Source organism: Streptomyces olivaceus (assembly GCF_000721235.1).
Taxonomy (GTDB): domain Bacteria; phylum Actinomycetota; class Actinomycetes; order Streptomycetales; family Streptomycetaceae; genus Streptomyces; species Streptomyces olivaceus.
On sequence record NZ_JOFH01000050.1, the window covers coordinates 24,848 to 39,305 of the forward strand.

The window sequence follows — 14,458 nt, forward strand, 5'->3', positions numbered from 1 at the left end:
AATGAGACCGTGCCCCGCCCCGCGAGGGCGAGGTCCTGCACCGCCCCGCGGAGGTGAGGCCGCCGGAACCGGACCGGAACAAGCCCCTCTTCGCTCCGAGGAGGGGTTTTCCACACCCCCGCGCCCGTCCGTGCCCGCGCCTACCTAGACTCGTGAACCATGCGAAGCGAGCCCGTGGTCCAGGTGCAGGCCCTGGTGAAGCGGTACGGCACGAAGACCGCGGTGGACGGCCTGGACCTGACGGCCCGGGCGGGCATCACCGCCGTGCTCGGTCCCAACGGGGCGGGCAAGACGACCGCGGTCGAGACCTGCGAGGGGTACCGGCGGCCGGACTCCGGCACGGTGCGCGTCCTGGGCCTCGACCCGGTGCGGGAGAGCGCCGCGCTGCGGCCGCGGATCGGCGTGATGCTCCAGTCCGGCGGCGTCTACTCCGGCGCCCGCGCCGACGAGATGCTGCACCACGTGGCGAAGCTGCACGCCCACCCCCTGGACGTCGGCGCGCTGATCGAGCGGCTCGGCCTGGACTCGTGCGGCCGGACCACGTACCGCAGGCTCTCCGGGGGCCAGCAGCAGCGGCTCGCCCTGGCGATGGCCGTGGTCGGGCGCCCGGAGCTGGTGTTCCTGGACGAGCCGACCGCCGGCCTCGACCCGCAGGCCCGCCGCGCCACCTGGGACCTGGTCCGGGACCTGCGGGGCGACGGCGTCTCGGTGATCCTCACCACGCACCACATGGACGAGGCCGAGCAGCTGGCCGACGACGTGGCCGTCATCGACGCCGGCCGGGTCATCGCCCAGGGCTCGCCCGAGGAGCTGTGCCGCGGCGGCGCCGAGAACACGCTGCGGTTCTCCGGTCGGCCGGGACTGGACGTGGCCTCCCTGCTCAAGGCGCTGCCCCCGGACTCCGCGGCGGCCGAGCTGACGCCGGGCACCTACCGGGTGAACGGCAAGGTCGACCCGCAGCTGCTGGCGACGGTCACCTCCTGGTGCGCCCAGCACGGGGTGATGCCGGACCGCATCTCGGTGGAGCGGCACACGCTGGAGGACGTCTTCTTGGAACTGACGGGCAAGGAGCTGCGCGGGTGACCACCACGACGACGGGGGCGACCGACGCGACCGGGGCGGCCGGGGCGTACGCGCCGAAGCCCGGTGCCGCACCGCTCGGGCGCATGATCGCGGCGCAGGCCGCCCTCGAGACGAAGATGCTGCTGCGCAACGGCGAGCAGCTGCTGCTGACGGTGATCATCCCGACGCTGCTGCTCGTCCTGTTCAGCGCCGTGGACGTCGTCGACACCGGCACCGGGGCGTCGGTCGACTTCCTGGCCCCCGGCATCCTCGCGCTGGCGGTGATGTCGACGGCGTTCACCGGCCAGGCCATCGCCACCGGCTTCGAGCGCCGCTACGGGGTGCTGAAGCGGCTGGCGGCCTCACCGCTGCCCCGCTGGGGCCTGATGACCGCCAAGACGCTGTCGGTGCTGGTCACCGAGGTCCTGCAGATCGCGCTGCTGACGCTGATCGCCTTCGCGCTCGGCTGGTCGCCGCACGGCAACCCGGCGGCCGTACTGCTGCTCCTGCTCCTCGGCACCGCCGCGTTCTCCGGGCTCGGGCTGCTGATGGCGGGCACGCTGAAGGCGGAGGCCACGCTGGCCGCCGCCAACCTGGTCTTCCTGCTGCTCCTCGTGGGCGGCGGCGTGATCGTGCCGCTGGACCGGTTCCCGGACGCCGCGCAGAGCGTGCTGGGGCTGCTGCCGATATCCGCCCTCTCCGACGGCCTGCGGGACGTCCTCAAGGACGGCGCCGGGACGCCGTGGGGCGACCTGGGCGTCCTCGCCGTGTGGGCGGTCGCGGGGCTCGCGGCGGCCGGGAGGTTCTTCCGCTGGGAGTAGCGGCCCGTGCCGGGACCCGACCCTCGTGAAAGTGTGCACAAGCGGGCGCCTACGATGGTCGGCGTGCCAAACGTGACTCGCGCCGACGCCGCAGCCGCCGTGCGCAACCCGCTCGCCTTCATCGCCGCGCGCTGGACCCCGCATCCCCGGACGGTCCAGCGGGCGGCCTTCGTCGCGCTCGCCATGGCGGTGGTCATCGTCGTCACCGGCGGTGCCGTACGCCTCACCGGCTCGGGCCTCGGCTGCCCGACCTGGCCGAAGTGCACCGACGACTCACTCACCTCGACGAGCGAGATGGGCCTCCACGGCGTCATCGAGTTCGGCAACCGCATGCTGACCTACGTGCTGTGCGCGGCGGTCGGCTGGGCGATCATCGCCGCCCGGTCGCAGAAGCCGTACCGGCGCAGCCTGACGCTGCTGGGCTGGACGCAGTTCTGGGTCGTGATGGGCAACGCCGTCCTCGGCGGCGTCGTGGTCCTCGTCGGCCTCAACCCCTACACGGTGGCCGCCCACTTCCTGCTGTCCACCGCGCTGATCGCCGTCGCGACCGTGATGTGGCAGCGCACCAGGGAGGGCGACGCGGCACCGCGCCCGCTGGTCGGCAAGGCGGTCCAGCAGCTGATGTGGGTCCTGACCGCCGTCTCGGTCCTGCTGATCGCGGTCGGCACCGTGGTCACCGGCGCGGGACCGCACGCGGGCGACTCCAGCGACGTACCGCGGATGCCGGTCGACTGGGAGATGGTGAGCAAGGCGCACGCCGTCCTGGCGTGGATCGTGGTGACCCTGACCTTCGCGCTGTGGTTCGTGCTGAAGGCGGTCGACGCCCCCAAGGGCCCACTGGCCCGCACCCGGGACCTGTTCCTGGTCCTGCTGGCCCAGGGCGTCATCGGCTACGTCCAGTACTTCACCGACCTCCCCGAGATCCTCGTCGGCCTGCACATGCTCGGCTCGTGCCTGGTGTGGATCGCGGTGCTGCGGGTGCTGCTGGCGCTGCGCGAGCGGCCGGAGGAGGCGGTCACCGAGCTGCCCGCTCAGGAGTACGCGCCCACCAGCGTGTCGATGGCCGGGCCCAAGTAGCTCCGGGTCAGGCCGGCCCGGCGGGTGATCCACTCCTCGGTGCCCGGTCCTGGGCTCCCGTAGCGCCGCTCGGCCACGTCCTCGACGACCTCGCCGGGAGCGCCCAGGGCGGGCAGCTCGTCCAGGGCCTGCCGCTTGGTGATCAGGCGGCCCTCCCGCAGCGTGACGGTGGCGCGGGCGAAGGTGAGCAGGCCCAGGTCGATCCAGACGTCCTGCCGCCACAGCTCCGCCCTGCGCACCGCGGGCCGCCAGAAGTCGCGCTGGTCGCGGACGACGAACCCGGCCAGTTCCGGGTCCGGCACCGGCGGCAGCAGGTGCTGCGGCGACTCGCCGTGCAGGACGCGTCCGAAGCTGTGGAGTTCGTGCCGGGTGACCGGCGTGACCGTCCGCCTGAAGAGCTGCCGGTGCGCCCAGGTCAGATGCCGCCGCTCCGGGTCGGCGGCGGTGCCGGGCGACAGGTAGGTGCAGTGCAGCAGTCCGGCCAGGGGGTCGGCGCGCAGGGAGGCGTGCAGCAGCCCCAGCCGCCAGGCGGTACGGACCGTGGCCGGCCGGGGCAGCACCGCGATCAGGTCGAGGTCGCTGCGGCCCTCCTGGTAGTCGCCGCCGCCCAGTGAGCCGTGGGCCCAGACGGCGACGGGGTCGAGGGGCGCGAGGCCGGTGAGGAAGCGGTCGAGCAGGGCGTCGGTCGGCATCCGCCCAGTGTCGGTGTTCTACTCCAGCCCGTACACCCGCCCGGCGTTCCCCCACGCGATCATCGTCGCCACCCGCTGCGCGTCGCCCAGCGACCACGCTCCCTCGGACGCCCAGGTGCCCAGCACCCGGCCGAGGGCCTCGCGGAACAGGCCGGCGGCCACCACGTGCAGTTCGGGCAGGCCCTGGGCGCCGCTGGAGAAGAGGATCTTGCCGAAGGGGGCCAGCTCCAGGATCTCCGCGAGGATCGTCGCGGCGCGCGCGCCGGTGCGCACGAGGGCGGCGCCCGAGTCGGCGTAGACGTGCGGGAAGACACCGGCCAGGTGGGCGGCGTGGCGGTGGTACGGGTAGCCGTGCAGCAGGACCAGGTCGGTGCCGAGGCCGGCGGTGGCCCGGACGAAGTCGGTGAGCAGCACCGGGTCGGTACGGTCGATGCGCAGGCCGGGCTCGCCGAGGCCCGCGTGCAGCTGGAGCGGCCGGCCCGAGGCGACGGCGATCCACAGCAGGTGCCGCAGCAGTACGGGGTCGCTCAGCTCGCCGCCGACCTCGCGCCCGGTCAGCCAGCGGGCGGCGGCCCCGCGCACCTCACCGGCGCCGGGCGGTTCCGGCGCGAGGGCCAGGCCGTGCCGTACCCCCGCGACGGAAGTGAAGGCGACCGCGTGGGCGGCGGCGCCGTGCACGGCCTCGGCGAGGTTGGCGAGGAAGGACTCGACGGTGCCGGAGGTGTCGGCGACCTGTTCGGCGAGGAGTTCCAGGCGCACGATCTCGTGGGCCTCGGCGTCCGCGGCCGCGGCCATCTCGTCGGGGCCGGTGAGGTCGCCGGGCAGTCCCGCGTCGACCAGGTACGTCGTGATGCCGCTGCCGCGCAGCAGCCGGCGGTCGGCCTCCATGACGCCCAGCTCGCGGCGCCGGGCCAGGTACTGGGCGGGCGGGCAGTGCGGCTCCAGGCCGAGCAGGGGCGGGCACCAGCGGCGTACCGCGAAGCCGGTCTGGGTGTCGAAGAGGGTGGTGCCCGGCGCGGGCGGGCCCTCGGTGCGGGCCAGCTGGGCCTCGAAGGTGCCGAGGCCCAGCTCCGTTCTCAGGACGCCGTGGCAGTACTGGTCGACCAGGGACGGCGTTTCGATCATCCGGGCTCCCCGTGCTGGGACCGTGCGCCTCGCGGCTTCCTACGGTCCTAACGGGTGAACCCGGTCTCAGGTGTTGCTGCGGCCGGTCCCGGGTGCCGCCGGAGCCGGCCTCACGTGTCGCAGCGGCCGATCCCGGGTGCCGCCGGAGCCGACCTCACGTGTCGCAGCGGCCGATCCCGGGTGCCGCCGGAGCCGACCTCACGTGTCGCAGCGGCCGGCCTCAGGTGTTGCCCGGTCCGCCGATCTGGAGGCCCGCCATGCGGGACCACTCGTAGCGGCCCGTCGTGACCTTGGCCGCGAACTCGCCGTCGAAGTCGTCGTGGACGGTGATCCCGGACTTCTCCACGGCCTTGCGCGCCGTCTCGTGGGAACGCGCGACGAGGTCGCCCCAGGCGCCGTCCTCGCCCACCAGCACGATGCGGGCGCCGCGCTCACCGAGGTACGCCACCTGCGCCTCGGCACCGCCGTGGGCCTTGGCGAAGGCGTCGATGCGCCCGGCCGTCCGGGCCACCCGGCGCTCGGCCCACCGGTCGGCCCACCCGGAGGTCTCCGTCTCCACCTGCTGCGTCTCTGCGTCTGCCATGACCAGGATGCTACCGACGGGTAGCGCGAACGGCGACGGGCGGGGTGCGTGGTCTTGGCCACGCATCCCGCCCGTCCCGGCGAAGACCGGGTGACTCAGCGCAGGAAGGGATCCACCGCGATCGCCAGGAACACCACCGACACATAGGTGATCGACCAGTGGAACAGCCGCATCTCCTTGAGCTTGCCGCCGGTGACCTCGGCCTTGGCCCGGTTCTGCAGCCCGTGCGCCTCCCACAGCCACATGCCGCCGGCCAGCAGGGCGACCGCCGTGTAGAACCAGCCCGTGTAGCCGAGCGGCGTCAGGAGCAGCGAGACGACGACCATGACCCAGCTGTAGATGACGATCTGCCGGGCGACGACCTTGTTGGACGCGATCACCGGGAGCATCGGCACGCCGACGCGCGCGTAGTCCTCCTTGACCTTCATGGACAGCGGCCAGTAGTGCGGCGGCGTCCAGAAGAACATCACGCCGAAGAGGATGATCGGCGCCCAGGACATCGAGTTGGTCACGGCCGACCAGCCGATGAGCACCGGCAGGCACCCGGCGATGCCGCCCCACACGATGTTCTGCGAGGTACGGCGCTTGAGGATCATCGTGTAGACGACGACGTAGAAGAGGAGTGCGCCGAGCGAGAGCCAGGCCGACAGCCAGTTGACGGTGAATCCGAAAAGCAGCGTCGAGACGACCGCCAGCGCGATGCCGAAGACCAGGCATTCGGCCGGACTGACCATGCCGGTCACCAGCGGGCGCTGCGAGGTCCGGTCCATCAGCGCGTCGATGTCGCGGTCGATGTACATGTTCAGCGCGTTGGCGCCGCCGGCCGAGAGGTAACCGCCGACGCAGGTCAGCAGCACCAGCCCCAGATCCGGAACACCCTGCTCGGCGAGGAACATCACCGGCACGGTGGTGATCAGCAGAAGCTCGATGATCCGCGGCTTGGTCAACGCCACGAACGCCTTGACACGGGCCCCGAACGGCCGGTGACTCGGGCTCTGGCTCGTCCCGATAACCCCCGCAGGACGGGATTCAACGGCCGTCACGCACACCCCTGACAGAGACATCCCAGCAAGCCCGACCGTGTGAAGTGCCGGTAAAGGCTCGCGCGTACCACGCCACTTTAGACGTTGCCCGTACCTCGGCCTTCGCGGGGGTGGGCACGTGTTGGCGGCCCCGCTCCGACGTGCGTCCACCGGGCCGATTGAGCAGTCAGATGAGCGGCTGCGTATTCACTTGCCGAATACGGTTTGCGCTGGTCGACAGGCAGACCGAGAAGACTCCCGGCACTCTGGTTTCCAGGGAAAAACGCACGTACTTACGGGGGTAGGCTCGACAATGGCCGGCCGACTCACGGACGCGCCGGCAGCCGGTGCACGTGTGCACCGGCATCCGACATGTGGAGAGGAGCCCTGACTCAGGGTGAGCACCAAGCCGACCACCGCAGACCTCGAGTGGACCGAACTGGACCAGCGGGCCGTGGACACCGCCCGCGTCCTGGCCGCCGATGCCGTACAGAAGGTTGGCAACGGCCATCCGGGTACGGCGATGAGCCTGGCGCCCGCCGCCTACACCCTCTTCCAGAAGGTGATGCGGCACGACCCCGCCGACGCGAACTGGGTCGGACGCGACCGCTTCGTGCTGTCCGCCGGCCACTCGTCCCTGACCCTCTACACCCAGCTGTACCTGGCGGGCTTCGGCCTGGAGCTGGCGGACCTGGAGTCCTTCCGCACCTGGGGCTCCAAGACCCCGGGCCACCCGGAGTACGGCCACACCACCGGTGTGGAGACCACGACCGGCCCGCTGGGCCAGGGTGTCGCCAACGCGGTGGGCATGGCGATGGCCGCCCGCTACGAGCGCGGCCTGTTCGACCCGGAGGCCGCCGAGGGCACCTCCCCGTTCGACCACTTCGTCTACTGCATCGCCGGTGACGGCTGCCTCCAGGAGGGTATCTCCTCCGAGGCCTCCTCCCTCGCGGGCCACCAGAAGCTCGGCAACCTGGTGCTGCTGTGGGACGACAACCACATCTCCATCGAGGGCGACACCGAGACCGCCGTCTCCGAGGACACCTGCAAGCGCTACGAGGCGTACGGCTGGCACGTGCAGCGCGTCGCCCCGAAGCCCGACGGCGACCTGGACCCGAACGCGCTCTACGACGCGATCGAGGCGGCGAAGCGGGTCACCGACCGGCCGTCCTTCATCGCCATGCGCTCGATCATCGCCTGGCCCGCCCCGAACGCCCAGAACACCGAGGCCGCGCACGGCTCGGCGCTCGGCGACGACGAGGTCGCGGCCACCAAGCGCGTCCTGGGCTTCGACCCGGAGAAGTCCTTCGAGGTCTCCGACGAGGTCGTCGCGCACACCCGCAAGGCCCTGGAGAAGGGGCAGGCGGCCCGCGCGGTGTGGGAGAAGTCCTTCCAGCAGTGGAAGGACAACAACCCGGAGCGCGCCGCCGAGTACGAGCGGGTCGCCAAGGGTGAGCTGCCCAAGGGCTGGGAGGAGAAGATCCCGGTCTTCGAGACGGGCAAGGGCGTCGCGACGCGCGCCGCGTCCGGCAAGGTGCTCCAGGCGCTGGGCGCGATCGTGCCCGAGCTGTGGGGCGGCTCGGCCGACCTGGCCGGCTCGAACAACACCACGATCGACAAGACGTCGTCCTTCCTCCCGGCGGGCAACCCCCTGCCGGAGGCGGACCCGTACGGCCGCACCATCCACTTCGGCATCCGCGAGCACGCGATGGCCGCGGAGATGAACGGCATCGCGCTGCACGGCAACACCCGCATCTACGGCGGGACCTTCCTGGTCTTCTCCGACTACATGCGCAACGCGGTCCGCCTGTCGGCGCTGATGCACCTGCCGGTGACGTACGTGTGGACGCACGACTCCATCGGCCTGGGCGAGGACGGCCCGACCCACCAGCCGGTCGAGCACCTGGCCTCGCTGCGCGCGATCCCGGGTCTGAACGTGGTCCGCCCGGCCGACGCCAACGAGACGGCGATCGCCTGGCGCGAGATCCAGCGCCGCTGGACGAAGGAGTTCGGCAAGGGCCAGCCGCACGGTCTGGCGCTGACCCGCCAGGGCGTGCCGACCTACGAGCCCGACGACAACGCGGCCAAGGGCGGCTACGTGCTGTTCGAGGCCGAGGGGGGCGAGCCCGAGGCCGTCCTCATCGCCACCGGCTCCGAGGTGCACGTCGCCGTGGAGGCGCGCGAGCAGCTCCAGGCCGGCGGGGTGCCGACCCGGGTGGTGTCCATGCCGTGCGTCGAGTGGTTCGAGCAGCAGGACCAGGGGTACCGGGACAGCGTCCTGCCCCCGTCCGTGCGGGCCCGTGTCGCGGTCGAGGCCGGGATCGGTCTGACCTGGCACAAGTACGTGGGGGACGCCGGCCGCATCGTCTCCCTCGAGCACTTCGGCGCCTCCGCGGACGGCAAGGTGCTCTTCAAGGAGTTCGGTTTCACCGCCGAGAACGTGACCGCCGCCGCGCGGGAATCCCTCGCCGCGGTTCAGCGCTGACGCTCGTATACGACACGTAGGAGATGCATTTTCCATGACAGACGCACTCAAGCGCCTCTCCGACGAAGGCGTCGCGATCTGGCTGGACGACCTGTCCCGCAAGCGGATCACGTCCGGAAACCTGGCCGAGCTGATCGACCAGCAGCACGTCGTGGGCGTCACCACCAACCCGTCGATCTTCCAGAAGGCGATCTCGCAGGGCGACGGCTACGACCAGCAGCTTTCCGACCTCGCGGTCCGCGGGGTCACGGTCGAAGAGGCCGTCCGCATGATCACCACGGCGGACGTCCGCGACGCCGCCGACATCCTGCGCCCGGTCTACGACAACACCGGTGGCAAGGACGGCCGGGTCTCCATCGAGGTGGACCCGCGCCTGGCGCACAACACCCACGCCACGGTCGCCGAGGCCAAGCAGCTGGCCTGGCTGGTGGACCGGCCGAACACCTTCATCAAGATCCCGGCCACCGAGGCGGGTCTGCCGGCGATCGCCGAGACCATCGGTCTGGGCATCAGCGTCAACGTCACGCTGATCTTCTCCCTGGAGCGCTACCGCAAGGTCATGGACGCGTTCCTGACCGGCCTGGAGAAGGCCAAGGAGCGCGGCCTGGACCTGTCGGAGATCCACTCCGTGGCGTCCTTCTTCGTGTCCCGCGTGGACACCGAGATCGACAAGCGGCTCGACGCCCTCGGCACCGACGAGGCCGCGGCCGCGCGCGGCAAGGCCGCCGTGGCCAACGCGCGTCTCGCCTACGAGGCGTACGAGGAGGTCTTCGGCACCGACCGCTGGGCCGCCCTGGAGAAGGCCGGCGCCAACAAGCAGCGTCCGCTGTGGGCGTCGACCGGCGTCAAGGACAAGGCGTACAGCGACACCATGTACGTCACGGACCTGGTCGTGCCGAACACGGTCAACACCATGCCGGAGCCCACCCTCTTCGCCACCGAGGACCACGGCGAGATCACCGGCAACGCCGTCGCCGGCACGTACGAGCAGGCCCGCGCCGACCTCGACGCGGTCGAGAAGCTCGGGATCGGCTACGACGAGGTGGTCCAGCTCCTGGAGGACGAAGGCGTCGAGAAGTTCGAGGCGTCCTGGAACGACCTGCTGAAGTCCACGGAGGCGGAGCTCAAGCGCCTCGCTCCCTCGAAGGGCTGAGAATTGTCAAGCAGCAATCCGCTGCGTGACCCCGCAGACCGACGGCTCCCGCGTATCGCGGGGCCGTCGGGTCTGGTCATTTTCGGCGTCACCGGTGACCTGTCCCGCAAGAAGCTCATGCCCGCCGTGTACGACCTCGCCAACCGGGGTCTGCTGCCGCCGGGCTTCTCGCTCGTCGGTTTCGCCCGCCGCGACTGGGAGCACGAGGACTTCGCCCAAGTCGTGCACGACGCCGTCAAGGAGCACTCCCGCACCCCCTTCCGCGAGGAGGTCTGGCAGCAGCTCATCCAGGGGATGCGCTTCGTCCAGGGCACCTTCGACGACGACGACGCCTTCGAGCGGCTGCGCGGCACCATCGAGGAACTGGACAAGGCGCAGGGCACGGGCGGCAACTTCGCCTTCTACCTGTCGGTGCCGCCGAGGTCCTTCCCCGTGGTCATCCAGCAGCTCAAGAAGCACTCGCTCGCCGACCAGTCGAGCGGCTCCTGGCGCCGCGCGGTGATCGAGAAGCCGTTCGGGCACGACCTGAAGTCGGCCGAGGAGCTGAACGCGATCGTCCACGAGGTGTTCGCCCCGGACCAGGTCTTCCGGATCGACCACTACCTGGGCAAGGAGACCGTCCAGAACATCCTGGCCCTGCGCTTCGCCAACACGATGTTCGAGCCGATCTGGAACCGGTCCTACGTCGACCACGTCCAGATCACGATGGCCGAGGACATCGGCATCGGCGGCCGGGCCGGCTACTACGACGGCATCGGAAGACCGACACCTACGCGGCGATCAGGGTCGGGATCGACAACCGCCGCTGGGCGGGCGTCCCCTTCTACCTGCGCACCGGCAAGCGTCTCGGCCGCCGGGTCACGGAGATCGCGGTCGTCTTCCAGCGCGCCCCGCACTCCCCCTTCGACACGACGGCCACCGAGGAACTGGGCTCGAACGCGATCGTCGTCCGCGTCCAGCCCGACGAGGGCGTCACCGTCCGCTTCGGCTCCAAGGTGCCGGGCACGTCGATGGAGATCCGGGACGTGTCCATGGACTTCGCCTACGGCGAGTCCTTCACCGAGTCCAGCCCGGAGGCGTACGAGCGCCTGATCCTGGACGTCCTCCTGGGCGACGCCAACCTCTTCCCGCGCACGGAGGAGGTCGAGCTGTCCTGGAAGATCCTCGACCCGATCGAGGAGTACTGGGACGAGCACGGCACACCGGCGCAGTACCCGGCCGGTACCTGGGGCCCCGTCGAGGCCGACGACATGCTGGAGCGAGACGGACGGAGCTGGCGCCGCCCATGAAGACAGACCTCACGGACACCACGGCCAGCAAGATCAACAAGGCGCTGGTCCTCGGCCGGCGGGCCATCGGGACCCCGGCCGTCGGCATGGTGCTCACCCTGGTCATCGTCACCGACGAGGAGAACGCCTACGACGCGCTGAAGGCCGCCGGCGACGCCGCGCACGAGCACCCCTCGCGCACGCTCGTCGTCATCAAGCGCGTCTCCCGCTCGCCGCGGGACCGCACCCGGTCCCGCCTCGACGCAGAGGTACGCCTCGGTGCCGACGCGGGCACCGGCGAGACGATCGTGCTGCGGCTGTACGGCGACGTCGTCGACCACGCCCAGTCGGTGGTCCTGCCGCTGCTGCTGCCGGACGCGCCGGTCGTGGCCTGGTGGCCGGTCAACGCGCCGCTGGACCCGGCCAAGGACCCGCTGGGCGCCCTGGCCCAGCGCCGGGTCACCGACACCTACGCCTGCGAGGAGCCGATACGGGAGCTTGCCGCCCGCGCCGACGCCTACGCGCCCGGCGACACCGACCTGTCCTGGACCCGCATCACGCCGTGGCGCTCGATGCTGGCTGCGGCACTGGACCAGGTCGACTGCCGGGTGCAGGCGGTCGAGGTGGAGGGCGAGGAGCAGAACCCGAGCTGCGAGCTGCTCGCGATGTGGCTCGCGGACCGGCTCTCCGTGCCGGTGCAGCGTTCCGCGTCGGAGGGTCCCGGTCTCACGGCGGTCCGCATGGAGACCGACGGCGGTCCGGTGGTCCTGGACCGGGCCGACGGCTCGCTGGCGAACCTGTCCATCCACGGCCAGCCCGCCCGCGCGGTGGCGCTCAAGCGCCGCGAGACGGCCGAGCTGATCGCGGAGGAGCTGCGCCGCCTGGACCCGGACGACACGTACGCCTCGGCGCTGCGGTACGGGGTGGACCGGCTGAACGCGCCTGCCAAAGGGGGCGCGGACGAGCCGGACGGCGCCGTCGCCACTTCCGTCGGGGCGGCTGCGAAAGCTCCCGCGAAGGACGCGGCGCAGGAGAAGGCACCGGTGAGGAAGGCGGCGGCGAAATGAGCGACACCCCGCAGCTGGTCGTGCACCGCGACAAGAAGCTGATGGCCGAGGCCGCGGCGGCGCGGCTGATCACGAAGATCGTGGACGCGCAGGCCTCCCGGGGCAGCGCGTCCGTGGTCCTCACGGGCGGCCGCAACGGCAACGGCCTGCTCGCGGCACTCGCCGCCTCCCCGGCGCGGGACGCGATCGACTGGGGCCGCCTCGACCTGTGGTGGGGCGACGAGCGCTACCTGCCCGAGGGCGACCCCGAGCGCAACGTCACCCAGGCGCGGGAGGCGCTCCTCGACGCGGTGCCGCTGGACCCGGAGCGGGTGCACGCGATGCCGGCGTCCGACGGCCCGCACGGCACGGACGTGGAGGCCGCGGCGGAGGCGTACGCGCGGGAGCTGGCGGGGGCTGCCGTCCCGGAGAACCACGCCGAGGTCCCGTCCTTCGACGTCCTCCTGCTGGGCGTCGGCCCGGACACGCACGTGGCGTCGCTCTTCCCGGAGCACCCGGGAGTCCGGGAGACGCAGCGCACGGTGATCGGCGTCCACGGCTCCCCCAAGCCGCCGCCCGTCCGCGTCTCGCTCACCCTCCCCGCCATCCGTGCCGCCCGCGAGGTGTGGCTGCTGGCGGCGGGCGAGGACAAGGCGAACGCGGTGGCGATGGCCCTGGCGGGTACGGGCGAGATCCAGGCCCCCGCGGCCGGCGCCCGCGGCAGGAGCCGCACCCTGTGGCTCCTGGACGAGCCGGCGGCGTCACAACTGCCGAAGTCCCTCTACGAGGCGCACTGATCCAGCCCGTCGGCGGTGCCCTCCAGTCCGTCCGGCGTTTGAGGACGAGACCGAAAGCCGACAGGGGGTCTGGGGGGGCGCAGCCCCCCGGGACGGGAAGGGAAGGGGCGGCGGGGGCGAAGAACTCCCGCACCGCCCCTTCCCTTCCCGCACCCCACCTACTCCCGCCCGCGCAACCCCCGGTACACCGCGACCAGCGCCTGCGTGGACCCGTCAAGGCCAGGCACCTCCGCCCCCTCCCTCAACGCCGGCTCCACCCGCTTGGCCAGCACCTTCCCCAGCTCCACACCCCACTGGTCGAACGAATCCACGTTCCACACCGCCCCCTGTACGAACACCTTGTGCTCGTACAGCGCGACCAGCTGACCCAGCACCGAAGGCGTCAGCTCGCGGGCCAGAAGCGTGGTCGTCGGCCGGTCCCCCCGGAAGGTCTTGTGCGCGACCAGTTCCTCCGGCACCCCCTCCGCCCGCACCTCGTCCGCGGTCTTGCCGAAGGCCAGCGCCTGGGTCTGGGCGAAGAAGTTGGCCATCAGCAGGTCGTGCTGCGCAGCCAGCTCCTCGCCCAACTCCCCCACCGGCTCGGCGAAACCGATGAAGTCCGCCGGGATCAACTTCGTCCCCTGGTGGATCAACTGGTAATAGGCATGCTGCCCGTTGGTGCCCGGCGTGCCCCAGACGACCGGCCCGGTCTCCCACTCCACCCGGCGCCCGTCGCGGTCGACGGACTTGCCGTTGGACTCCATGTCGAGCTGCTGGAGGTACGCCGTGAACTTCGACAGGTAGTGCGAGTACGGCAGCACCGCATGCGACTGGGCGTCGTGGAAGTTGCCGTACCAGACACCCAGCAGCCCCATCAGCAGCGGCACGTTGGTCTCGGCGGGAGCCGTGTGGAAGTGCTCGTCGACGAGATGGAAACCGTCGAGCATCTCGCGGAAGCGGTCCGGGCCGATGGCGATCATCAGGGAGAGCCCGATCGCCGAGTCGTACGAGTACCGCCCGCCGACCCAGTCCCAGAACTCGAACATGTTGGCCGTGTCGATGCCGAACCCGGCGACCTTCCCCGCGTTCGTCGACAGGGCGACGAAGTGCTTGGCGACCGCGGCCTCGTCACCGAGGGCGTCGAGCAGCCACGACCGCGCCGAGGTGGCGTTCGTGACCGTCTCGATGGTGGTGAAGGTCTTGGACGCCACGATGAACAGCGTCTCGGCGGGGTCCAGGTCGCGGACCACCTCGTGCAGGTCGGCGCCGTCGACGTTGGAGACGAACCGGAAGGTCAGGGAGCGGTCGGTGAAGGCGCGCAGCGCCTCGTACGCCATCGCCGGGCCCA

The 14,458-nt window shown here is 71.5% G+C and carries 12 protein-coding genes and 1 pseudogene; 8 read left to right on the forward strand and 5 right to left on the reverse strand.

Annotated features, from left to right (window positions below):
• The first annotated feature begins 159 nt into the window (after nucleotides 1-159).
• The 3 genes from IG94_RS0134890 to IG94_RS0134900 all read left to right on the forward strand — a co-directional run bounded on the left by IG94_RS0134890 (nucleotide 160) and on the right by IG94_RS0134900 (nucleotide 2,960).
• Nucleotides 160-1,083 (forward strand): ABC transporter ATP-binding protein, encoded by a 924-nt coding sequence (locus IG94_RS0134890; RefSeq protein WP_078536041.1) that lies wholly within the window; start codon nucleotides 160-162, stop codon nucleotides 1,081-1,083.
• 83 nt (nucleotides 1,084-1,166) lie between these two features.
• Nucleotides 1,167-1,883: an ABC transporter permease gene (locus IG94_RS0134895; protein WP_164711448.1), complete on the forward strand. Its 717-nt coding sequence runs from the start codon at nucleotides 1,167-1,169 to the stop codon at nucleotides 1,881-1,883.
• Nucleotides 1,884-1,937: 54 nt separating this feature from the next.
• The gene (locus IG94_RS0134900; protein ID WP_211269714.1) at nucleotides 1,938-2,960 is read left to right on the forward strand and encodes a COX15/CtaA family protein; all 1,023 of its coding nucleotides are present in this window, start codon (nucleotides 1,938-1,940) and stop codon (nucleotides 2,958-2,960) included.
• On the opposite strand, the gene IG94_RS0134905 is transcribed toward IG94_RS0134900, so the two are convergent.
• The 4 genes from IG94_RS0134905 to IG94_RS0134920 form a co-directional block, all read right to left on the reverse strand.
• Nucleotides 2,915-3,652 carry a DUF4111 domain-containing protein gene (locus IG94_RS0134905; protein WP_031046965.1) on the reverse strand — a complete coding sequence of 246 codons (738 nt, stop codon included), beginning with the start codon at nucleotides 3,650-3,652 and terminating at the stop codon, nucleotides 2,915-2,917. The two genes, IG94_RS0134900 and IG94_RS0134905, sit on opposite strands and share 46 nt — an antisense overlap.
• An 18-nt stretch (nucleotides 3,653-3,670) precedes the next feature.
• Entirely contained in the window at nucleotides 3,671-4,777 is a 1,107-nt protein-coding gene (locus tag IG94_RS0134910) for an amidohydrolase family protein (RefSeq protein ID WP_031046968.1), read from the reverse strand.
• Between the two features lie 220 nt (nucleotides 4,778-4,997).
• Nucleotides 4,998-5,360, reverse strand: coding sequence for a hypothetical protein (locus IG94_RS0134915; RefSeq protein WP_031046970.1), 363 nt, complete (start codon nucleotides 5,358-5,360; stop codon nucleotides 4,998-5,000).
• A gap of 95 nt (nucleotides 5,361-5,455) precedes the next feature.
• Nucleotides 5,456-6,409, reverse strand: a complete 954-nt coding sequence (locus IG94_RS0134920) for a heme o synthase (RefSeq protein WP_078536040.1) — start codon at nucleotides 6,407-6,409, stop codon at nucleotides 5,456-5,458.
• A gap of 370 nt (nucleotides 6,410-6,779) precedes the next feature.
• On the opposite strand from IG94_RS0134920, the gene tkt reads away from it, so the two are divergent.
• From tkt to pgl, 5 genes and pseudogenes are all read left to right on the forward strand, one after another.
• Nucleotides 6,780-8,867 carry a transketolase gene (tkt, locus tag IG94_RS0134925; RefSeq protein WP_031046976.1) on the forward strand — a complete coding sequence of 696 codons (2,088 nt, stop codon included), beginning with the start codon at nucleotides 6,780-6,782 and terminating at the stop codon, nucleotides 8,865-8,867.
• Nucleotides 8,868-8,901: 34 nt separating this feature from the next.
• A complete protein-coding gene (gene tal, locus IG94_RS0134930; protein ID WP_031046979.1) occupies nucleotides 8,902-10,020 on the forward strand; it encodes a transaldolase in 1,119 nt (372 codons plus the stop codon).
• Between the two features lie 3 nt (nucleotides 10,021-10,023).
• Nucleotides 10,024-11,309: pseudogene (locus IG94_RS39115) on the forward strand (glucose-6-phosphate dehydrogenase).
• Nucleotides 11,306-12,355: a glucose-6-phosphate dehydrogenase assembly protein OpcA gene (gene opcA, locus IG94_RS0134940; RefSeq protein ID WP_031046982.1), complete on the forward strand. Its 1,050-nt coding sequence runs from the start codon at nucleotides 11,306-11,308 to the stop codon at nucleotides 12,353-12,355. Before IG94_RS39115 ends, opcA begins: the two are co-directional and overlap by 4 nt.
• On the forward strand, nucleotides 12,352-13,131 hold the full coding sequence (gene pgl / locus IG94_RS0134945) for a 6-phosphogluconolactonase (protein ID WP_031046985.1): 780 nt from the start codon (nucleotides 12,352-12,354) through the stop codon (nucleotides 13,129-13,131). The genes opcA and pgl overlap by 4 nt, the downstream gene beginning before the upstream one ends.
• A gap of 158 nt (nucleotides 13,132-13,289) precedes the next feature.
• On the opposite strand, the gene pgi is transcribed toward pgl, so the two are convergent.
• On the reverse strand, nucleotides 13,290-14,458 hold a 1,169-nt coding region (gene pgi, locus IG94_RS0134950; protein ID WP_031046987.1), incomplete at its 5' end, for a glucose-6-phosphate isomerase.

Coding starts and splice junctions, on each gene's coding strand:
- IG94_RS0134890 (WP_078536041.1), top strand. CDS start 160: ATGCGAAGCGAGCCCGTGGTCCAGGTGCAGGCCCTGGTGAAGCGGTAC.
- IG94_RS0134895 (WP_164711448.1), top strand. CDS start 1,167: ATGATCGCGGCGCAGGCCGCCCTCGAGACGAAGATGCTGCTGCGCAAC.
- IG94_RS0134900 (WP_211269714.1), top strand. CDS start 1,938: ATGGTCGGCGTGCCAAACGTGACTCGCGCCGACGCCGCAGCCGCCGTG.
- IG94_RS0134905 (WP_031046965.1), bottom strand. CDS start 3,652: ATGCCGACCGACGCCCTGCTCGACCGCTTCCTCACCGGCCTCGCGCCC.
- IG94_RS0134910 (WP_031046968.1), bottom strand. CDS start 4,777: ATGATCGAAACGCCGTCCCTGGTCGACCAGTACTGCCACGGCGTCCTG.
- IG94_RS0134915 (WP_031046970.1), bottom strand. CDS start 5,360: ATGGCAGACGCAGAGACGCAGCAGGTGGAGACGGAGACCTCCGGGTGG.
- tal (WP_031046979.1), top strand. CDS start 8,902: ATGACAGACGCACTCAAGCGCCTCTCCGACGAAGGCGTCGCGATCTGG.
- opcA (WP_031046982.1), top strand. CDS start 11,306: ATGAAGACAGACCTCACGGACACCACGGCCAGCAAGATCAACAAGGCG.
- pgl (WP_031046985.1), top strand. CDS start 12,352: ATGAGCGACACCCCGCAGCTGGTCGTGCACCGCGACAAGAAGCTGATG.